Here is an 18974-nt window from a genome sequence, read left to right on the forward strand (position 1 = left end):
CCGATAGAGAACTACCGCCCCGTGAAGCGGGCCGGGCGTCGCTCGATCATCGAGGCGAGGCCTTCCATCGCATCGTCGGTTCCCGAAAGCTCGGCCACGATCCGGGCCTCCTCGGTGAAGACGGCCTCGACCGGCAGCTTGCCGTGGTTGCGGAGTTCCCGCTTCACCGCCGCCTGACCCAGCGGCGCACCTGCGGCCAGTGTCCGTGCGATTTCCATGGCCGCATCGAACTCGGTCCCATCCGGGACCACCCGGTTGACGATGCCCAGACCCTTCGCCTCCGCCGCGCTCATGGTCGGGTTCAGCAGAAGGATTTCCATCGCCCGGCGCTGGCCCACGATGGCGGGGAGGGTGGCTGTCGTGCCGCCGTCGGGCGCCATGCCGACCCTGGTCGCGCCGGCCAGGAACTTCGCGCTCTCCGCGGCCACCACCAGATCGACGGCGCAGACCATGCCGAAACCGCCACCGCCCGTGGCGTAGCCCTGCACCGCAGCGATCACCGGCGCGTCGAGCCGCATCAGCGCCTGCATCGCGTCCTGCAGATAGGCCGTGGCGCGGCGGTTGTAGGCCGGCAGACCATGCTTGCCCTTGGAATGGAAGGCCTTGATGTCGCCGCCCGCGCAGAAGTTCTTGCCTGCCCCGGTGATCACCACGGCGCGGACGTCGTCGGCCCCGTGCACCATCATCACCGTCTCGTAGAAGTCGCGCAGCAGTTCCACCGACATGCCGTTGGCCGACTCGGGCCGGTTCAGCCGGACATGGGCGATGTGGTCCTCGACCGAGAGCAGGACATTGCCCTCGGTGATCGGCAGGTCGGTCATCGGTCGGCTCCTCAGATCAGGAAGGACAGGGTGTAGAGCGGCTTGTCGTTGTTCACGAGCGCCACCTTCTTGCGCGCCATCTTCAGCGCGCCGTCCGCCTCGCGCAGCGTGTAGTCCGTGCGCGCCGCCCAGATGGTTTCGCCGCGCAGGTTCGACTCGTAGACCATGACGTTGCAGGCAGCGGCGATGTCGGCGCCGCTGCGCCCGACGATCTCGATGTTCGTGACGAAGTGGCGGATCGAGGATTTCGGTTCCTGGGTGTAGCGCTTGCCGGTCAGGAGCTGGCGCACGCGAACGCCGATGCGGCTGCGGTTGTCATAGATGATCGACATCTGCTGTTCGGGATCGATGTCGGCCCCGTTGGCCGGCACCCAGTAGATGGCGTCGTCGGCCCAGAGATGTTCCCAGTCCTCGTAGCGGTGTTCGTCCTGCAGGCGGGCTTCCCGGTAGATGAACCGCTCCACCCGGCGGAGCAGGGCCTCGTCGGTCGCGGGCGCCAGCATCATGCCGCCTCCATCAGGCGGCGGTAGTGCTGCCAGATGCCGCGCGACGGCACCTCGTCGGTGGCGTGCGCCACCATGTAGCCGTCGGCATCGCGGCGCTCGCGGTGGTCGCCCCGGCCAAGGAACAGCCATTCGGGCTGCAGGCTCTGCACGCCGCGGTGGGTGCGTTCATACATCTCCGAATCATCGGCGAGCAGGAAACCGGCCGGGCCGACCGAGCCCATGGTCTGCTGCCGCAGGCGGCGGTTCATCTCCCGTCCGCCCTTCAACTGCAAGGCCGTGACGTGCTGGACGGTGTCGTCGACGGCCCGCGGCTGGATGACGAAGATCTGGATCTCGGCGATGAACAGGTTGGGAAAGATCATGACGTGTGGCGTGCCGTCGATCATGATCTCGCGCGCCTTGTCCGCGCCGTGAGCCGCGGCCATCGCCGACGCATAGTCCGGCAGTTTCTCCGGCGTCGTGCCGAACCAGCCCATGGGCCTGTCCAGGCGGCGGAACTCGGGCCGAAGGTCGATCTCGGTGTGGCCGTTGCCGAAATCGCGGGTGAGCGCCGTCGATCTGTCCCCGTACAGCCCGCCGAGGCCGCTCTCGGCGACCTTGAAGATGGAGGCGTGGACGAAGGCCGGGTGATAGCCGTCGGTCTCGTTCTCCAGCACGAACTTCCAGTTCGCCTTCACCCGGTGCTGCAGGAAGCCGGCGGTCAGTTCCACTTCGCCCTCGGGCGAATGCTCGCAGAGCCGGTCGATGGTTTCCGCCGCGCCGCCCAGATGGTCCGCCAGGGTGGGGCCGGTCCCGGCGAAGGAACCGAAGACGAAGCCACGGTAACTGGCGACCCGCGGCACGCGGCCCAGGCCCAGTTCCGACATGTCGCGGTCCGCATAACCCTCGGGGAAGGCATAGGCGGCGAGCCGGCCGTCATTTTCGAAGGTCCAGTTGTGGAAGGGGCAGGTGAAGCGCCGCGCGTTGCCCTTCGCCCGCGTGCAGACCTGGTTGCCGCGATGCGGGCAGCGGTTCTGCAGGAGGTGGACCTCGCCGTCGGCGCCGCGGGTCATGATCACGGGCTGCGGGCCGATCGACTTCAACACGAAATCGTTGGTCTCCGGCACTTCGCTTTCGTGCCCGACATAGACCCATGTCCGGTACCAGATCTTCTCCAGTTCTTCCTGGAACACCGCCGGGTCGGTGTAGAGGGAGCCGTGGATGTGCTCGCCCCGGATACGGTCGGAAAGATCGGTCGGCTGTACCGAAAGGTTCATGGCTGGCGTCCCGCTGTTATACATTGAACGGTCGTCCGGTTTATAATACAACGCCACCCAGGGCGCAACGGTCGCGAGTGCGCCGGCTGGGAAGTGGCGGACGGTATTCTGACGGGGAGGACGAAACGCGATGCGCAAGCCGAACGAAACCATGCTCGAACCCGAAATCGAGGCCCTGGAGCGGGACGATCTTCTGAAACTCCAGAACGGCAAGCTGGCGGCGCTGGGCGAGCGCCTCGCCCGGTCGCCGGAATGGGTCGAGCATTTTCGTCAGGCCGGTCTGAAGCCCGGGGATCTTGCCGACCGCCAGGCGCTGGAGGCGCTCCCTTTCCTGGAAAAGTCGCAGCTTCGGGAACGCTATCCGTTGCCCATGCTGGGGGTCGAGACGGCCGCTGTGCAGCGTTTCTGCGCCACGTCGGGCACCACCGGCCTGCCGGTCCTGTTCGGGTTCACCGACAACGACATCGACCTGCTGGCCCGGCAGGTCGCCCGGCAGCTCTACAGCCACGGGGTCAGGCCGGGGGACCGCGGTTACAACGGCTTCGGGTTCGGGCTCTGGGCTGGCGGCCTGGCCTATGACATCGGCATGGCGGAACTGGGGGTGACGAACTTCCCCCTCGGCCCCGGCCGCAGCGATCTCGTTGTCGAATGGCTGAAGGACATGGAGTGGACGCTGGCGACCGTATCCCCCGTCTTTCTTTCCAGTCTGATACGCGCGGCGAAGGAAAAGGGCATCGATCCGAAACGCCACTGGAAACTGCAGCATGCGGTGATCGGCGGCCAGTCGGTTTCCCGCGCGTTCCGGGACGAACTGGAAGCCGAGATGCCGGAGGGATTCCGCTCTTTCAACACCTATGGCACGACCGAAGCCGGCGGCCCCATTGTCGCCAGCACCTGTCCTTGGAGCCATGAGCGCGACGAGATGCACCTGATGAACGAAGACAGTGTGCTGGTGGAGATACTCGACCCCGAGACACTGACCCCGGTCGGTCCGGGAGAAGTGGGAGAACTTGTCGTGACCACGCTCGACAAGGAGGCGTCGCCGGTGGTGCGGTGGCGCACCCGTGATCTGGTGCGCGTGGCCGAGCATTCAGGCGGCTGTCCGTGCGGCCGCAAGGGCATGGGCGCGATCGGGCGCATCATCGGCAGATCGGATGACATGCTGAAGGTTCGTGGCGTCATCGTCTATCCGTCACAGATAGAGGACGTGGTGGCCGCCACGCCGGGAACGGTCAAGGAAGCCTGGCAGATCTATGTCGACCAGCCGGGGAGTTCGCCGAACAGCGTGACGGTCGCGATCGAGCAGGAGAACGGCTACAACGGCAACCCGGATGACCTCGCCGCTGCGGTCGGCCGCAGCCTCACCAGCCGGTTGGGACTGAAGGTGCCGGTGGAGTGTCATCCGGCGGGAGCCCTGCCGCGCTATGAAGCCAAGGCGCAGCGGGTTCTGGTTCGGAGCTGACCGGCGGAGACAAGGCGGACGGATGGCGCGCACGCAGGCAGAAAACTACGACGAAATCCGCCAGGGGATCCTGAGGCGGTCGGCGACGGTCTTCGCCGGGCAGGGCTACGCCAATACCTCGATCGCCGATCTGGCGAGGGCGAATGGCATCTCGCGCGGCCTGCTCTACCACTACTTCGCCTCCAAGGAGGCGCTGCTCTCGGAGATGCTGCACGAGCATCTGGACATGATGCTGGCTGCGGTCCGCCGCGCCGCGGCGGGGGAGGGCGGCGCGGAGATGCGTTTCCGCGACACGGTCCGCACTTTCGTCAGGATCAACGCCGCCTCGAAGGATCTACAGGTCACCCTGCTGCACGATCTCCAGAACCTGGCCGAGGACGACCGCGCGGCCATCGAAGCGAAGCAGCGCGATATCCTCGCCGTCGTGCGCGACCTGATCGCCGCCTGCGATCCGGCTGCGGGCCGGGACCGCCGGACGCTTTCGGCGCGCACCATGATGCTGGTCGGCATGATCAACTACACCTACATCTGGTACGATCCGTCGGGCCCGGTCGGCCCCGAGGAATACGCCGACATGGCCGCCGACACCTGGCTCAAGGGCCGAGGTGCCGGCTGAGCGGTCTCAGAACACCAGTGGTCCGATGATCATACCGGCGGCGAGAGCCACGACGAGGCCGATGGGGTTCAGTATGGCGCCGGCGCGGAGCATGTCGACGCGGCCCACTGCGGGGTTGCCGAAGACGATGGCGTTGGGCGGTGTCGCCACCGGCAGCATGAAGCCGATGGAGGCCGCGAGCGCGACGGGCAGGGCGAAGGTAAGGGGGTCGGCCCCCGTACCGATGGCCATGGCGCCGGCGACGGGCAGGAAGATCGCAGCCATTGCCGTGTTGCTGGCCAGTTCGCCCAGATAGACGATGGTTGCCGCGATCGCCAGCAGCACCAGGAACTCAGGCCAGTACTTCAGAGCCGACGACTGGGCGCCGATCCATGAGGCGAGCCCCGACTGCTCGATGCCTGACGCCAGCGCCAGCCCGCCGCCGACGAGGAGCAGCACGTCCCAGCGGATGCCCGCCGCCGTCGGCCAGTCCAGCAGACGCCGGCGGGAGCCGCGCCCGGCCGGCAGCACGAACAGGGCCACGGCCGCGGCCATGGCGATGCCGCCGTCGCTGATTTCGATCGCCGGAAGGAGCGACGCGGTCAGCGGACGCGTGATCCAGGCCAGCGCCGTAAGCCCCGCGACGATGGCGACCAGCCGCTCGCCCGTGGTCCAGGGCGGCAGGGCCGTTTCCGGCGGTGCGTCGAAGGAGTCGGGCAGCCGGTAGAGCGCGCGTCCGAGCAGCAGCCAGGCGGCGGGCAGCATGATCGCCACCACCGGCAGGCCGACGGCGAGCCAGTCGGCGAAGCCGATCTCGATGCCGTGGCTCTCGGCCATGTAGGCGGCGAAAAGGGCGTTGGGCGGCGTGCCGATCAGCGATCCCATGCCGCCGATGGTGGCGGCGTAGGCGACACCGAGCATCAGCGCCGTGGCGAAGGGCGAGTTCGCGCCCTCGCGGGCTGCGATCGCGGCCGCGATCGGCGCCATCACCATCGCCGAGGCGGTATTGGAGATCCACAGGCTGAGGAAGGCGGTCGCCGCCATGACGGCCGCGAGGACCCCCGAAGGCCGCTTTCCGGCCAGCCGCATCACCGCCAGCGCCAGCCGCCGGTGCAGGCCCCAGCGTTCGATCGCCGCCGCCAGCATGAAGCCGCCTAGAAACAGGAAGATCAGCGGGTGCGCGTAGGATCGGCCGAGCGCGTCGAGCGGCATGACGCCCAGCAGCGGGAAGATGACCAGCGGCAGCAACGCGGTGGCCGCCAGCGGCAGCGCTTCCGTCATCCACAGCGCAGCCATCACGATGCCCGTCGCCGCAACCGCGAGCGCCGCCGGCGACAGGCTCGTCGCGGGCGGGAGCCACAGCAGCGTCGCAGCGGCCAGGACGGCGGCGATGACCACAAATCGGCTCAACCGGTTCACGGTTCCTTCCCCTCTTCGCGGTGGCGAACGGGGGCCAGTCTCTCAGGTTCACAGGGCGCTTGTCTTGATCTGCCGCAAGGGGCGGACGGTCAGTCCGGCTTGCCCTGGATCAACCGGCGGCGCAGCAGGCCCGACAGGTTGTCCATGGCGATCACCAGCAGGATCGTCAGGATGATGATGTAGAGGGTGTTCTCCCAGTCGCGCGAGGTGCGCATGGTCTCCACCAGCATCAGGCCGATTCCGCCGGCGCCCAGTGCGCCGATCACGGTCGCGGAACGGGTATTGGATTCCAGGTAGTAGAGGCCCTGGGAGACGAAGATCGGCAGGATCTGAGGGATGACGCCGAAGCGATAGGTCTGCAGCTTCGACGCGCCGGTCGCGTTGACGCCTTCGACCTGCTTCCTGTCGATGTTCTCCAGCGCTTCGGAGAACAGCTTGCCCAGCGAGCCCGTGTCGGTGAAGGCGATGGCCAGCGCGCCGGTCAGCGGCCCCAGGCCGAAGGCGCGGATGAAGATCAGCGACCAGATCAGCATGTCGATGCCGCGCAGGAAGTCGAACACGCGCCTGACGAAGAAGCGAAGCGCGCCCGAGGGCGTGAAGTTGCGCGCCGCCAGGAAGGCCAGCGGCAGCCCGACGAAGGCGGCGGTGAAGGTGCCGAGCACCGCCATCAGCAGGGTTTCCAGCAGGGCGACGAAGACGTTGCCGTGCTGCCAGTCGGGGTTCTCCCAGAAGCTGCGGAACACCAGCGTGGCGTTGGAGATTTCCGGGTTCAGCCGCCGGTCGTCGAAGACCAGATCCGTGACTTCGCCGAAGGACAGGGCGGCCAGCGGCGAGTCGAATGGAAAGAAGAAATTCTCCCAGCCGAGGAAATACCGGTGCACCTCGATCTTGGCGCGGGAGACCTGCACGCGCTGCGCCAGGCTGGGCCGGGCGTCGAACTTGGCGTCGGTGGCGCGCAGCCAGTCCGGTTGTTCGCCCGACGGCAATTCCGTCTCGACGCCGTCCTTCGTGGCGGTCACCCGGATCCGGCCATAGTCCGGCGCGTCGAGGACGACCGTGCGGCCCTCGATCAGGGCCGTGTAACCGTCCCCCATATCGACCCGGACTCGCTCTCCGTCGATGTCCACCCACTCGGGCGGCGTCTTGTAGGTCGCCGTGCGCTCGCCCTCGACGGCGATCACCACGTCGCCGAAGCGCAACGATTTCTCGACATGGACCTTGTGGGCGACCGCGTCGGTGGCCAGCAGGGCCGCCCGCTCCGGCCGCGCGCTGGCGATCAGGCCGCTGACGTCGAAGGCGAACCAGGCGTAGGCGAGATAGACCAGCACGCCGGCCAGCATGGCGAAGCCGATCCGGGACTGCATGCGGACGGCGCGGGCGATCCGGCCCCGCGTCGGGACCGCCTCGCCGGTGTCCATGCTCATCGCCGGGGCGCTCATGCCGGCAGTCCTCCGCCGGACACGCGGTGGCGCATCCAGGATGACGCCTGGTCGATGGCGAAGATGGCCATGATCAGCAGCAGGAAGAGCGCCGCGGTTTCGTCGCCGCTGCCCTGTCCCCAGCCGATGGTGCGGCGAAGCTCGGAGCCGATGCCGCCGGCGCCGACGAAGCCGAGGATGGCCGAAGCGCGCACGTTGATCTCGAAGCGCATCATGAAATAGCTCAGATAGTTGGGCAGCACCTGCGGCAGGACGCCGAACTTCATGCGCTGGAACCAGCTCGCGCCGACCGCCTCAAGGCCCTCGATGGCCTTGCGGTCGATGTTCTCGTTGACCTCGGAGAACTGCTTGCCCAGCGCCCCGGTGGTGTGGAGGGCGACGGCGATCATCGCCGGCACCGGGCTGGTACCCAGGACGAAGATCAGGAACAGCGCGACGATCAGTTCGGGGAAGGCGCGCAACAGATCCATCAGTCGTCGCGCCACCGGGACTGCCGGCGGCCAGACATTCAGGTTGGAGGCGCCGAGGAAGGCGAAGATCACGGCCGCCAGGCCCCCCAGGATCGTGGCGACGGCGGCGATGTTCAGCGTCTCGATCAGGGCCGGCAGGAACCGGATGAGCAGACCGAAGAAGGCAGGGCCTGCCTGCCAGGCCTCCACGACAATCTCGCCGGGATAGTCGAAGAACTGCTGCAGACCGCTCAGGAAGCCACCGGAGTTCATGGAATTGGCCTGGCCGTAGCCGGCGACGATGACCGCGGCGACGATGGCCACGACAGCCATGGAGTAGAGCTGGCGGCGGCGCTTCATCCGCAGCAGTTCTTCGTGGAACGGAGACGTGTTCATGGGTGGGGGCCGCCGCTGGCAGGAAAAGCGCGGGCGGCCCGGCGATCCGGACCGCCCGTTACTCTGGTCAGACGATGATCAGTTGGACTTCGCCTGGCGCGCGGCCACGATGCTCTCGTAGTCGGCGTGGGAGATCGGCGCGATGGCCTTGATCTCGCCGGCCATGAAACCGTAGGCGCATTCCGGATCCATGGACGGCAGGCTTGCCAGAAAGCCGGTGACCTTCAGCTTGACGTCTTCGGGCAGGTCCTTGCGCAGCACGATCGGGCCCTCGGGGATGACCTTGGAGCGCCAGATCTCCTTGAGCTGCGTCATGTCCACCAGGCCGGCGTCGACCGCCTTGCGGAAGGCGCCCGAGTTGAAGCCGTCTTCCCAGTTGCCGAGGCCGTCGGCCCAGCTCACGCCGCCATCGATATCGCCGTTCTGCACCGCGACGATGGTCTGTTCGTGACCGCCGGTGAATATGACGTCGCCGAAGTGATCGCCCGGCTTCATGGAGTAGCCGGCCTTCGGGATTTCGACCGACGGGATCAGGTAGCCGGAGGTCGAATTCGGGTCGCCGAAGCCGAACTTCTTGCCCTTCATGTCGTCCAGGTTCTCGATGCCGCTGTCGATGCGGGCGAAACCGATCGAGTGGTAGCCGAAGGAGCCGTCGGTATTGATCTTGGTCAGCACCGGCTCCACCGCGTCGGGGTTGGTCAGGTAGACCTTGGCGTAAGCGGACGCGCCCAGCCAGGCCATGTCGAGATTGCCGCCTAGCAGGCCTTCGATGACGCCGTTGTAGTCGGCCGGCGCGAACAGCTTGACGGGCACGCCCAGCAGCTTCTCGGTCTTCTCCTCCAGGCAGGCGTTGGAGCGCAGGCGGTCGGAGGCGTTTTCGCCGCCGAGGATGCCGATGCGGAACTCGTCGATCTTGTCCTGCGCGAGCGCGCCGGTCGAGATCATCGCCGCCGCGGCGGCTCCCAGGATGGTTGTGTACTTCATGGTCGTCTCCCTCTCGGATTTGGACTCGAACGAAGATGTTTGTCGCGGCGCGGCGTTGTCCTCAGGCGGGTACGGCCGCCGGGCCGATATGCTCTGCGGGACGCGGCACCGGGCCGATCGACGTGGACGTGGTCGCCTCGTTGATCTCGTGGTCTGCGCCATAGATGTCGCGGACAACGGCCGGGTTGAGTTCGCTCGACAGGCCGTCGAACACCAGCTTGCCCTGCCGCATGCCGAGGACCCGGTCGCAATAGGCGCGCGCCGTGTCCAGGGTGTGCAGGTTGCAGATGACCATCAGCCCGTCGCGCTCGTGGATCTCGCGCAGCGACTTCATCACCACCTCGGCGCTCAGCGGGTCCAGCGAGGCGATGGGCTCGTCGGCCAGGACCATCCTCGGATTCTGGGTCAGGGCCCGGGCGATGGCGACGCGCTGCTGCTGGCCGCCGGACAGCGTCTCCGCGCGCTGCAGCGCCTGGCCCGCAATGCCCAGGCGGTCCAGCGCCGACAGGGCGCGTTCGATGTCGTCGTCACCGAAGATAGAGAACAGGCTGCGGAGCGCGCCGTGGCCGTTCAGGCGGCCCAGCATCACGTTCGTGACGACATTGAGCCGCGGCACCAGGTTGAACTGCTGGAAGATCATGGCGCAGTCGCGCTGCCAGGCCCGCTTCTCGGCGCCCTTGAGACGCAGGACGTCGCGGCCCTCCACCAGGACTTCGCCGGCGGTCGCCGGCGTCAGGCGGTTGATCATCCTGAGCAGGGTCGACTTGCCGGCGCCGGAGCGCCCGATCACGCCGATCATCTGGGGCCTGTCGGCACCGAAGCTGACATTGTCGACGGCCACCACGCGGCCGCCGAATTCCTTTCTGATCTGCGAGACTTCCAGCAACGCTCACCTCCTGTTTGAGGCGGTGATAGCGATTCGCTGTGACTCGTTGATGACAGTTCGGATCGGTTCCGTGACAGCCCGTCAGCCCAGTCCGATGTCGAGGACCATCATGACGGCGAAGCCGATGAGGATGCCGAAGGTCGGCAGAACGCCGCGCTTTTCCCGGTGCGTCTCCGGGATCATCTCGCCGGAAATGACGAACAGCATGGCGCCCGCGGCGAAAGCCATGCCCCAGGGCAGGACGGCGGCGCTGAGGGTCACCGCGGCGGCGCCCACCAGCCCGCCGACGGGCTCCACCAGCCCGGTGAGCAGGCCGATCCCGATGGCTCGGCTCCGCGAATAGCCCTCCGAGGCGAGCGCCAGGGCGACGACGAAACCTTCCGGGATATTCTGCAGGCCGATGCCCGCCGCCAGCGGCACGCCGTCGGAGAGTTTGTCGCCGCCGAAACCGACGCCGACCGCCAGGCCTTCGGGGAAGTTGTGCAGCGTGATGGCGATGACGAACAGCCACATGCGGCTGAGGCTCTCGGCCGGCGGCCCCTCGTGGCCGCCCACGAAGTGCTCATGGGGTGCATAGGCGTTGATCAGCCACAGCGCCACGCCGCCCAGCATCAGGCCGGCGGCCATGATGAAGGCGGCGTCCATGGCGCTGGACCCGCCGGCGAGGGCCGCATCCACGCCCGGCACGATCAGCGAGAAGGAGGTCGCGGCCAGCATCACCCCGGCGCTGAAACCCAGCAGCAGCACCTCGGCGCGCTCGTTGCGCGTGTCGACCAGCAGGATCAGCACCGCGCCGACGCCGCTCATCAACCCGGCGGCCAGGCTGCCGAGAAAGCCCGCAAGGGGCGTTGGCATTCCGGCCAGGCTGTTCAGGAAGTCGGGCATCGCCGCACGCTACGGTCGCCTCCCCGGTCCTACACCACCGGGCACATGCCGCCGTCGAGGTTGATCGCCGTGCCGGTGATGTAGGCGCCGCGCTTCGAACAGAGGAAAGCGACGAGATCGCCGTATTCCTCCGCTTCGCCCATGCGGCCGAGCGGGACCTGGCCGGACATCCGATCGTAGAGTGCCGCCAGTTCCGCGTCACCGTCGGCGCGCCGCGTCCACTGGGCGCTCTTGATCAGGCCAATGCAGACCGTGTTCACGCGGATGTTGTCGGCGGCGTATTCGTTGGCCAGCGACTTGGTCAGGTTGATGCCCGCGGCGCGCGACAGGCTGGTCGGCAGCTTGGCCGAGCCCGGCGCCTTGCCCCAGCCGATGGTGGCGTTGACGATCGCCCCGCCGCCGCGTTGCCGCATCATGGGGATGACGCCGCGGCACATGCGCACCGCGCCCATGATCTTCAGATCGAAGTCCGCCTGCCAGCCTTCGTCGGTGACGTCCATGAAGCCCGCCGCGGCCGAGGCGCCGGCGTTGTTGACCAGGATGTCGACGCCGCCGAAGGCCTCGCGCGCCGCCTCGATCAGCTTCTCGCAGTCGGCGGCCCTGCAGACGTCGGCCTGCACGCCCAGCACCGTGCCGCCGGTGTCGTCGGCAAGTTCTCTGGCGACCGTCTGCAGATAATCCCCGCGCCGCGCGCAGATCACCACCTTCGCCCCTTCGGCGGCCATGCGGTGAGCCGTGGCCCGTCCCAGTCCGTCGCTGCCGCCGGTGATGATGGCAACCTTGTCTTCCAGTCCCAGATCCAGCATCCGCTCCTCCCGTTGTGATCCGCCGCACTATAGTCGCCGGGCGGACGGGACAACACATGTCAGCCAGCGTGATGGCGGAGGCCGGTCCATGAACTGGAAGAACACGGAAACCCGGGGCGGCGCGGAAGCGGTGGCGGGCGTGCTGGTCGGCCTGATCGGCAGCGGTATCGGTCTCTCGCGCACGCCGGCGATGCATGAGGCCGCGGCGCGGCACCTCGGGCGCTCTCTGGTCTACCGCCTGCTGGACACGGACCGGATGGGGCCGGCGCGGCCCGGCCTGGGGCAGTTGCTGGACCAGGCGGCGATGTTCGGCTTCTCCGGCCTCAACATCACGCATCCCTACAAGCAGGCGGTGCTGCCGCTGCTCGACGATGTGGCGCGGGAAGCCGACGAGATCGGCTCGGTCAACACCGTGGTCTTCCGCGGCGGCCGCAGTACCGGTCACAACACCGACTACTGGGGCTTCCGGGTGAGCTTCCAGCAACGGATGACCGGCGTCGTACGCCGCCGGGTATTGCAGCTCGGGGCCGGCGGGGCCGGGGCAGCCGTGGCGCGCGCGTTGCTCGACTGCGGCGTCGGAGAGCTTGTCCTGCTGGACGTCGAGCCGGACAGGGCCGACGAACTTGTCCGGCGCCTGGCGGGGCGTTTCGGCGCCGACCGCGTTCGCATGGCGGCCGATGTGGCGGGCGAAGCCGCCTCGGCCGACGGCATCGTCAACGCGACGCCGGTCGGCATGGACAAGCTTCCCGGCGCGCCGCTGCCGCTCGATCTGCTCGGCTCCGCCCACTGGGCCGCCGACATCGTCTACCTGCCGCTGGAAACCGAGTTCCTCCGGGCCGCGCGCGCGCTCGGCTGCCAGACCCTGTCGGGGGAGGGCATGGCGATCCACTAGGCGGTCCGCGCCTTCGAACTGTTCACCGGGGTCGACCCGGACGTCGCCGTCATGCGCCGGGCCTTCGAACGCTTCGACGAAATCCGGTCCTAGCCGGTCAGCCAGCGCGCGAAGCCCAGATAAAGCGGAATGCCGATGGCGAGGTTGAAGGGGAACGTGATCCCGAGACTGAGGCAGAGGCTGATCGAGGGGTTGGCGTCAGGCAGCGCCAGACGCATCGCCGCCGGAACGGCGATATAGGATGCGCTGGCGGCCAGCAGGCCGAACAGCATGACGTCGCCCGCCTGGACCCCCAGCAGGGCGGCGAGGCCGCAGCCGACAGCCGCCGAGATGAGCGGCATGTAGATCCCGAACAGCAGCGCCGAAGGTCCGATGCCCTTTGCCTCTCTCAGGCGGCTGGCGGCCACCAGCCCCATGTCCAGCAGGAAGAGGCAGAGCACGCCCTTGAAGGGATCGACGACGAAGGGCGAGACGGCCTCAAGACCCTCCGAGCCGGTGATCCAGCCGATGACGAAGGAGCCCATCAGCAGCACGATCGAACCGTTCAGCAGGATCTCGCGGACCAGCCTGCCGCCCACTTCCGGTTCGCTGTCGGCGGTCTTCTGCCGGTTCATGTGGACCAGCAGGAGACCGGCGGCTATGGCCGGCGTCTCCATGAGGGCGACCACCGCCACCATGGCGCCGGAATGGGCGACGCCGACCTCGGTCAGGAAGGTGCTGGCGGCGACGAAGGTGACCACGCTGATGGAGCCGTAGTGCGCGGCGACGGATCCGGCATCCGTTGCCGACATGCCTGTTGTGGCCCGCAGAAGGAAGAAGGCGAAGAAGGGCAGCAGGAAGCTGAGCGCCGCCCCCAGGGCGAGCATGGCGATAACGGCCAGTGTGAGCCCCGTCTCCGACAGGGCGACGCCGCCCTTCAGACCGATCGCGAGCATGAGATAGAGGGCCATGCCCTTGGCCAGCACTTCCGGGACCGCTAGGTCGGAGCGCGCCAGACCGGCGGCTAGCCCCAGCGCGAAGAAAAGAACCATCGGACTCAGCAGGTTGCCGGCCGCGAGCGAGAGTATCTCGGTCATGTCTGCCCCCCTCAGTCGAGCGCCGGGCGGGCCTGTCCTTCTGCGGGGCGTCGGCGGGAAACGCGCGTCACGGCGACCGGGGTGGATACGGTCTGATTGATGAACTTCTCAATCGCGCGCGTTATCATGTCGGAGTCTCTCTTGCTGGTGAAAATCGACGCTGAGATATAGAAACAGATATGAATGTCAATAAACTGATTCAAACTGATATCAGCCTTGCCTCACCGGAACCGGTGGATCATATGGTTTGAACCATGCTGTCACGACCGATGCTCACAATTCACGAGGTGGCCGAACTCCTGAAGATGAAGGAGACGACCGTGCGCGGCTGGATCAACGACGGTTCGCTGCGGGCGGTGAAATTCGGCCGCGACTGGCGCGTCGCCTTCAAGGATCTGGAACGGTTCGTGGAGGAACGCGCCAACCGGCCCGCACCCGATACGGAGTAGCCCTGTGCTCTCTTCCTTTGCGGCGGCGGGCGGTTGACGGCACACTCCCCATAGCGCCAATACGCCGGGGAGGGACGACGATGGGCTACACGCATCCGGGGGAACCCGATTTCGGCGGCAGGATCGGCCGCACGGTCGACGAATCCGAAGCGTGGTGGCCCCGGGAAACGCTGCCGAAGGGCAAGCCGAACATCGTCCTGATCGTGCTCGACGACACCGGCTTCGCGCATTTCGGCAGCTATGGTTCCACCATCGAGACGCCGAACACGGACGCGCTGGCCGCGAACGGCCTGCGCTACACCAGTTTCCACACGACCGCACTCTGTTCGCCGACGCGGGCCTGCATCCTGACCGGGCGCAACCATCACGCCGTGCGCATGCGCGCCATCTCCAACATGGATTCCGGCTTCCCGAACATGCGCGGCGCCATGCCCCGCTCGGCGGCGACGGTGGCGGAGATCCTGCGCGAGAGCGGCTACGCCACGATGTGCACGGGCAAGTGGCACCTGGCGCCGATGAGTGAATGTTCTGCAGCAGGACCGTTCCATAACTGGCCGTTACAGAAGGGTTTTGACCGCTATTACGGCTTCCTGCAGGGGGAAACGGACCAGTTCCATCCGGAGCTGACCCACGACAATCACTTCGTCGATCCGCCGGCGGGACCGGAGGAGGGCTATCACTTCTCCGAGGACATGGTCGACCAGTCGATCCGCATGGTGCGCGACATGACCTCGCTGGTACCGGAACGGCCGTTCTTCCTCTACATGGCGTTCGGCGCGACCCATTCGCCGCACCATGCGCCGAAGGACTTCATGGAGAAGTACCGCGGGCGCTACGACGCCGGCTGGGATGCGGTGCGTGAGGAATGGTACGCGCGCCAGCTCGATATGGGCGTGATTCCGGCGGGTACGAAGCTGGCGCCGCGCAATCCCGGCGTGCGGCCCTGGAAGAACCTTTCCGAGAACGTACGGGCCTTCTCCAACCGCCTGCAGGAGGCCTTCGCGGCCATGCTGGATCACACCGACCAGCAGATCGGGCGCTTCGTCAGCGCCCTCGAAGAGGTGGGCCAGCTCGACAACACACTGTTGATCGTCATGTCCGACAACGGCGCCAGCCAGGAAGGCGGGGCGACCGGGGTCTTCGATGAAATGCGTTATTTCAATGGCTTGAAGGAAGATGTTGACGAGGCAGTGAAGCATCTGGACCTGATCGGCGGCCCGCGGAGCCATTCCAACATCCCCTGGGGCTGGGCGCAGGCCGGCAACTCGCCGCTGAAATGGTACAAGCAGAACACCCATGGCGGCGGCGTCCGCGACCCCCTGATCGTCCATTGGCCGGAAAAACTGAAGGGCCAGGAGGGACAGTTCCGCCGGCCGTTCGCCTACGCCACCGACATTGCCGCGACGATCCTCGACGCCGCCGGGCTGGAACCGCCGGAGGAGGTCGCCGGTGTGAAGCAGATGCCCATGCACGGCGTCAGCCTGCTGCCGACGCTGACCGATCCGGCGGCGCGGCCGAACCGGGCGGTGCAGTATTTCGAGATGCTGGGTCACCGCGGCATCTGGCGTGACGGCTGGAAGGCGGTGACCCGCCACGACCGCCGCCAAAGTTTCGACGAGGACCGCTGGGAACTCTATCACCTGGACGAGGACTTCTCGGAAAGCGACGACCTCGCCGGGGCGCAGCCGGAGAAAGTCAAGGAGATGGTGGACCTCTGGTGGCAGGAGGCGGAGAAGCACGGCGTCCTGCCGCTGGACGACCGGGGCGCGGCGCAGCTCTTCCGCGCGTCCCGCCGCGCGGGCACACCGACGGCGCGCAGCCGCTTCACCTATTACCCGCCGCTCAGCCATATCGTCGCCGACGCCTGTCCCAGCGCCGCGCGGGACTTCACCATGACGGCGGAGATCACTTATCCCGAGGCGGGCGGCGACGGCGCGCTGATCGCCCGCGGCACCATCAATTCCGGCTATGTCCTGTTCGTCCAGGGCGGGCGTGTGGTCTTCGACTACAACTGTTTCCGCGATCACAGCCGGATCGAGGCCGCCGAACCGCTTGCGCCCGGCGATCATGTGGTCGAGGTTGCGGTGACGCGCACCGGCGACCACGCGGCCGAGGCGGTTCTCCGCATCGACGGGGCCGAAGCGGGGCGGGCGGCGATCCCGCTGCTGGTCCGGATCCTGTCGTCGACGGGCATGGATTTCGGGCGCTCCATGGCGCCGGTCACCGACGACTACCGCGCGCCCTTCGAGTATCCGGGACGGATCGCGCGGGTGATCTTCGACCTGCCGAAGCCCATGACAGGCAAGGACCGCGCGGCGGAAGCCAGCGCCGAGGCGCGTGCGGCCATGACGAGGCAATAGGAGGCGACGGATGATGCGGACACTTGAAACGCTGGTCGAGGGGCTGAAGTTCGGCGAGGGCCCGCGCTGGCGCGACGGCTGGCTCTGGTATTCGGACTTCTACGCCCATCACGTGCGACGGGTGAACCTGCAGGGCCGGGTGGCGGAGGTGGTCGACGTCGCCAACCAGCCCTCCGGCCTCGGCTTCATGCCGGACGGTTCGTGCCTGATCGTCTCCATGCTCGACCGCCGGCTGCTGCGGCTGAAGGACGGCAAGCTGACCGAGCACGCCGACCTGTCGGACAGGGTCGACGCGCCTTGCAACGACATGGTCGTCGACGCCATGGGCCGGGCCTATGTCGGCAATTTCGGCTTCGAACGCCACAAGGGCCAGTCGCCGAAGACCACCAGCATGTGGCGCGTGGACCCGGACGGCTCGATCCACGAGGCGGCGGGTGACCTCATGTTTCCCAACGGCACGGTGATCACGCCCGACGGCGGCACGCTGATCGTGGGAGAGACCTTCGCCAGCCGCCTGACCGCCTTCGACGTGGCGGAAGACGGTGCGCTGTCGAACCGCCGCGTCTGGGCGGAGATGGCGGGCGGCGTGCCCGACGGAATCTGCCTGGACGAGGAGGGCGCCATCTGGGTCGCGGATCCGCGCGGGTGTCGCGTGCAGCGCATCCTGGAGGGCGGCCGGGTGGCCGAGGAAATCGCGCTGGAAGGCCGTGGCGCCTATGCCTGCATGCTGGGCGGGCCGGAGAAGCGGCATCTGTTCGTCATCACCAACGAGGACAGCGGTCCCGGTGTCGCCGAGCGCACGGCGGGCCGCGTCGAGGTCACGGAAGTCGACATTCCCGGCGCCGGGCTGCCCTGAAGCCGGGCTTTGTTCAGCCGTCGCCGAGCGGGTAGCGGGCCAGTTCCACGAAAGGGCCGGGCGGGTCGCGCTCCACGGCGATGCTGATGGCGTCGATCACCACATCCTGCGCGAGCGCCGGGGCGAACCAGCGGTCTGCGGCCGCCCGCCAGGCGCTGCGCTCCGCCTCCGGCACCGGGGCCGAGAGCGTCATGTGGAAGCGAAATTCGTCGCACACATAAGGATAGCCCCAGCGCTCCAGAAGCTGACGCTGGCGGTCGTCCAGGCCCCTGGCGCGGCGTTCGAATTCCTCGCCCGGCATCGGCGCCCGAAAGGGTTCGAGGCCCCGGACGACGCCGAAGGCCCAGTCCTTGAGCGCCCGCATGTGTTCGGGATCGGCGCTGTCCGGCGTCAGGGCCAGGAAAGCCCCGATCCATTTCGGCGACAGGGGGCCCAGGTCGAAGGGCCGGACGCGGGCGGCGTATTCGGCGACCGCCGCGCGGAAGGGCCGTTCGGAGACCCCCGGCGTCAGGCGCATCGGCGCTTTCAGCGTGGCGTGGAAACCATAGCGCCGGGCCGATTCCGTCTTCTCGGCGAAGGTGGCCGGGTCGATCCCGCCGGGGCGGTGCTGCTCGACCGCCTCGCCGGTCACCGCGTTCCGGCCCAGCCAGGATGCGCCGCGGCGGGCAAGCATGCTGCCGTGCTCCGGCACGAAGTAGATCGCATAGCGGGCCCCGTTCGTCATCATGCGGCGCCCGCGCCGGCGCGCGCGGCGACCGCGAAGCTTCGGTCGGCGACCTGCGTCCGCGCGTCCGCATCGTGGAAGATGCCGACCACTGCCGCGCCTGCGGATTTCGCCTCCTCGATCAGTTCCAGCACGGTCGCGCGGTTGGCGGCGTCCAGCGACGCCGTCGGCTCGTCCAGCAGCATGACCGGAAAGCGCGCGATGAAACCGCGGGCGACATTGATGCGCTGCTGCTCGCCGCCCGAGAAGGTCGCCGGCGGCAGCGACCAGAGCCGCTCCGGCACACGCAGCCGTTCCAGCAATTGCCGGGCTCGGTCCAGCGCTTCGTCACGCCCCACGCCGCGCGCCATGGCCGGCTCGGCGACGATCTCCAGCGTCGGCACGCGCGGGATGACGCGCAGGAACTGGCTGACATAACCCAGGGTGCGCCGGCGAACCTCGGTGATCGTCCAGGGATCGGCCTTCGCCAGATCGACCCACGCGTCGCCATGACGGACGCGGATGGCGCCTTCGTCGCAGCGGTAGTTGCCGTAGATCATCCGCATCAGCGTGCTCTTGCCGCTGCCGGAATCGCCGGCAAGGGCGACGCACTCGCCGGCGCTCACGGACAGGGAAACATTTTCCAGAACAGCGAGTTCGATCCCACCCTGCAAGTGGAGCGTGAAGCTCTTGGCGACGTTCTCGACCCGGAGCATGTCGTTCATGGGATCGGC

General features: G+C 67.7%; 19 protein-coding genes and 1 pseudogene. 7 read left to right on the top strand and 13 right to left on the bottom strand.

Going from position 1 to position 18974, the window contains the following annotated elements:
• Window positions 1–11: 11 nt before the first annotated feature.
• Genes CWC60_RS18610 through CWC60_RS18620 form a run of 3 tightly spaced genes read right to left on the bottom strand, consistent with a single transcriptional unit; the run spans window position 12 to window position 2583 of the window.
• The gene (locus CWC60_RS18610) at window positions 12–821 is read right to left on the bottom strand and encodes an enoyl-CoA hydratase/isomerase family protein (RefSeq protein ID WP_109795428.1); all 810 of its coding nucleotides are present in this window, start codon (window positions 819–821) and stop codon (window positions 12–14) included.
• An 11-nt stretch (window positions 822–832) separates the two neighbouring features.
• Window positions 833–1324 carry an aromatic-ring-hydroxylating dioxygenase subunit beta gene (locus tag CWC60_RS18615; protein WP_109795538.1) on the bottom strand — a complete coding sequence of 164 codons (492 nt, stop codon included), beginning with the start codon at window positions 1322–1324 and terminating at the stop codon, window positions 833–835.
• Window positions 1324–2583 (bottom strand): aromatic ring-hydroxylating oxygenase subunit alpha, encoded by a 1260-nt coding sequence (locus CWC60_RS18620; protein ID WP_109795429.1) that lies wholly within the window; start codon window positions 2581–2583, stop codon window positions 1324–1326. The genes CWC60_RS18615 and CWC60_RS18620 overlap by 1 nt, the downstream gene beginning before the upstream one ends.
• Before the next feature lie 130 nt (window positions 2584–2713).
• On the opposite strand from CWC60_RS18620, the gene CWC60_RS18625 reads away from it, so the two are divergent.
• The gene (locus CWC60_RS18625; protein WP_206420028.1) at window positions 2714–4045 is read left to right on the top strand and encodes a phenylacetate--CoA ligase family protein; all 1332 of its coding nucleotides are present in this window, start codon (window positions 2714–2716) and stop codon (window positions 4043–4045) included.
• A gap of 22 nt (window positions 4046–4067) precedes the next feature.
• Entirely contained in the window at window positions 4068–4661 is a 594-nt protein-coding gene (locus CWC60_RS18630; RefSeq protein ID WP_164516631.1) for a TetR/AcrR family transcriptional regulator, read from the top strand.
• A gap of 6 nt (window positions 4662–4667) precedes the next feature.
• Here CWC60_RS18630 and CWC60_RS18635 read toward each other — a convergent pair whose 3' ends face one another.
• The 7 genes from CWC60_RS18635 to CWC60_RS18665 form a co-directional block, all read right to left on the bottom strand.
• Complete coding sequence (locus CWC60_RS18635) at window positions 4668–6059, bottom strand: SLC13 family permease (protein ID WP_109795431.1); 1392 nt, start codon at window positions 6057–6059, stop codon at window positions 4668–4670.
• Window positions 6060–6148: 89 nt separating this feature from the next.
• Complete coding sequence (gene phnE / locus CWC60_RS18640; protein ID WP_206420030.1) at window positions 6149–7498, bottom strand: phosphonate ABC transporter, permease protein PhnE; 1350 nt, start codon at window positions 7496–7498, stop codon at window positions 6149–6151.
• The gene (phnE, locus tag CWC60_RS18645) at window positions 7495–8343 is read right to left on the bottom strand and encodes a phosphonate ABC transporter, permease protein PhnE (RefSeq protein WP_109795432.1); all 849 of its coding nucleotides are present in this window, start codon (window positions 8341–8343) and stop codon (window positions 7495–7497) included. Before phnE (CWC60_RS18645) ends, phnE (CWC60_RS18640) begins: the two co-directional genes overlap by 4 nt.
• A gap of 78 nt (window positions 8344–8421) precedes the next feature.
• Window positions 8422–9327 carry a phosphonate ABC transporter substrate-binding protein gene (gene phnD, locus CWC60_RS18650; protein ID WP_109795433.1) on the bottom strand — a complete coding sequence of 302 codons (906 nt, stop codon included), beginning with the start codon at window positions 9325–9327 and terminating at the stop codon, window positions 8422–8424.
• Between the two features lie 61 nt (window positions 9328–9388).
• Entirely contained in the window at window positions 9389–10213 is an 825-nt protein-coding gene (phnC, locus tag CWC60_RS18655; RefSeq protein ID WP_109795434.1) for a phosphonate ABC transporter ATP-binding protein, read from the bottom strand.
• 81 nt (window positions 10214–10294) lie between these two features.
• Window positions 10295–11098 (bottom strand): ZIP family metal transporter, encoded by an 804-nt coding sequence (locus tag CWC60_RS18660; RefSeq protein WP_206420031.1) that lies wholly within the window; start codon window positions 11096–11098, stop codon window positions 10295–10297.
• 29 nt (window positions 11099–11127) lie between these two features.
• Window positions 11128–11904, bottom strand: a complete 777-nt coding sequence (locus CWC60_RS18665; protein ID WP_206420032.1) for an SDR family NAD(P)-dependent oxidoreductase — start codon at window positions 11902–11904, stop codon at window positions 11128–11130.
• Window positions 11905–11992: 88 nt separating this feature from the next.
• Here CWC60_RS18665 and CWC60_RS18670 point away from each other — a divergent pair, with 88 nt between their 5' ends.
• Both CWC60_RS18670 and CWC60_RS24430 read left to right on the top strand, forming a co-directional pair.
• A complete protein-coding gene (locus CWC60_RS18670) occupies window positions 11993–12796 on the top strand; it encodes a shikimate dehydrogenase (RefSeq protein ID WP_109795435.1) in 804 nt (267 codons plus the stop codon).
• 3 nt (window positions 12797–12799) lie between these two features.
• Window positions 12800–12889: pseudogene (locus CWC60_RS24430) on the top strand (hypothetical protein); the annotation flags it as partial.
• On the opposite strand, the gene CWC60_RS18675 reads toward CWC60_RS24430, so the two are convergent.
• Window positions 12886–13872, bottom strand: a complete 987-nt coding sequence (locus CWC60_RS18675) for a sodium-dependent bicarbonate transport family permease (protein ID WP_109795436.1) — start codon at window positions 13870–13872, stop codon at window positions 12886–12888. The pseudogene CWC60_RS24430 and the gene CWC60_RS18675 sit on opposite strands and share 4 nt — an antisense overlap.
• A gap of 269 nt (window positions 13873–14141) precedes the next feature.
• Between CWC60_RS18675 and CWC60_RS18685 the strand changes: the two genes are divergently transcribed.
• The 3 genes from CWC60_RS18685 (at window position 14142) to CWC60_RS18695 (ending at window position 17537) form a co-directional block, all read left to right on the top strand.
• Window positions 14142–14321 (top strand): helix-turn-helix domain-containing protein, encoded by a 180-nt coding sequence (locus CWC60_RS18685; protein WP_206420033.1) that lies wholly within the window; start codon window positions 14142–14144, stop codon window positions 14319–14321.
• Between the two features lie 80 nt (window positions 14322–14401).
• Window positions 14402–16681, top strand: a complete 2280-nt coding sequence (locus CWC60_RS18690; protein ID WP_109795439.1) for an arylsulfatase — start codon at window positions 14402–14404, stop codon at window positions 16679–16681.
• Window positions 16682–16691: 10 nt separating this feature from the next.
• Entirely contained in the window at window positions 16692–17537 is an 846-nt protein-coding gene (locus CWC60_RS18695; protein ID WP_206420034.1) for an SMP-30/gluconolactonase/LRE family protein, read from the top strand.
• Between the two features lie 13 nt (window positions 17538–17550).
• On the opposite strand, the gene CWC60_RS18700 is transcribed toward CWC60_RS18695, so the two are convergent.
• Window positions 17551–18261 (bottom strand): DUF1045 domain-containing protein, encoded by a 711-nt coding sequence (locus tag CWC60_RS18700; RefSeq protein ID WP_164516632.1) that lies wholly within the window; start codon window positions 18259–18261, stop codon window positions 17551–17553.
• On the bottom strand, window positions 18261–18965 hold the full coding sequence (gene phnL / locus CWC60_RS18705) for a phosphonate C-P lyase system protein PhnL (protein ID WP_109795441.1): 705 nt from the start codon (window positions 18963–18965) through the stop codon (window positions 18261–18263). The genes CWC60_RS18700 and phnL overlap by 1 nt, the downstream gene beginning before the upstream one ends.
• Window positions 18966–18974 lie beyond the last annotated feature (9 nt).

Origin of the sequence: Minwuia thermotolerans, from assembly GCF_002924445.1 — a bacterium.
Lineage (GTDB): Bacteria > Pseudomonadota > Alphaproteobacteria > Minwuiales > Minwuiaceae > Minwuia > Minwuia thermotolerans.

What these genes read in the sequence shown, in the direction of transcription:
- CWC60_RS18610 (WP_109795428.1), bottom strand. Translation starts at nt 821, where the DNA reads ATGACCGACCTGCCGATCACCGAGGGCAATGTCCTGCTCTCGGTCGAG.
- CWC60_RS18615 (WP_109795538.1), bottom strand. Translation starts at nt 1,324, where the DNA reads ATGCTGGCGCCCGCGACCGACGAGGCCCTGCTCCGCCGGGTGGAGCGG.
- CWC60_RS18620 (WP_109795429.1), bottom strand. Translation starts at nt 2,583, where the DNA reads ATGAACCTTTCGGTACAGCCGACCGATCTTTCCGACCGTATCCGGGGC.
- CWC60_RS18625 (WP_206420028.1), top strand. Translation starts at nt 2,714, where the DNA reads ATGCGCAAGCCGAACGAAACCATGCTCGAACCCGAAATCGAGGCCCTG.
- CWC60_RS18630 (WP_164516631.1), top strand. Translation starts at nt 4,068, where the DNA reads ATGGCGCGCACGCAGGCAGAAAACTACGACGAAATCCGCCAGGGGATC.
- phnE (WP_206420030.1), bottom strand. Translation starts at nt 7,498, where the DNA reads ATGAGCGCCCCGGCGATGAGCATGGACACCGGCGAGGCGGTCCCGACG.
- phnE (WP_109795432.1), bottom strand. Translation starts at nt 8,343, where the DNA reads ATGAACACGTCTCCGTTCCACGAAGAACTGCTGCGGATGAAGCGCCGC.
- phnD (WP_109795433.1), bottom strand. Translation starts at nt 9,327, where the DNA reads ATGAAGTACACAACCATCCTGGGAGCCGCCGCGGCGGCGATGATCTCG.
- CWC60_RS18660 (WP_206420031.1), bottom strand. Translation starts at nt 11,098, where the DNA reads ATGCCCGACTTCCTGAACAGCCTGGCCGGAATGCCAACGCCCCTTGCG.
- CWC60_RS18665 (WP_206420032.1), bottom strand. Translation starts at nt 11,904, where the DNA reads ATGCTGGATCTGGGACTGGAAGACAAGGTTGCCATCATCACCGGCGGC.
- CWC60_RS18670 (WP_109795435.1), top strand. Translation starts at nt 11,993, where the DNA reads ATGAACTGGAAGAACACGGAAACCCGGGGCGGCGCGGAAGCGGTGGCG.
- CWC60_RS18675 (WP_109795436.1), bottom strand. Translation starts at nt 13,872, where the DNA reads ATGACCGAGATACTCTCGCTCGCGGCCGGCAACCTGCTGAGTCCGATG.
- CWC60_RS18685 (WP_206420033.1), top strand. Translation starts at nt 14,142, where the DNA reads ATGCTCACAATTCACGAGGTGGCCGAACTCCTGAAGATGAAGGAGACG.
- CWC60_RS18690 (WP_109795439.1), top strand. Translation starts at nt 14,402, where the DNA reads ATGGGCTACACGCATCCGGGGGAACCCGATTTCGGCGGCAGGATCGGC.
- CWC60_RS18695 (WP_206420034.1), top strand. Translation starts at nt 16,692, where the DNA reads ATGATGCGGACACTTGAAACGCTGGTCGAGGGGCTGAAGTTCGGCGAG.
- CWC60_RS18700 (WP_164516632.1), bottom strand. Translation starts at nt 18,261, where the DNA reads ATGACGAACGGGGCCCGCTATGCGATCTACTTCGTGCCGGAGCACGGC.
- phnL (WP_109795441.1), bottom strand. Translation starts at nt 18,965, where the DNA reads ATGAACGACATGCTCCGGGTCGAGAACGTCGCCAAGAGCTTCACGCTC.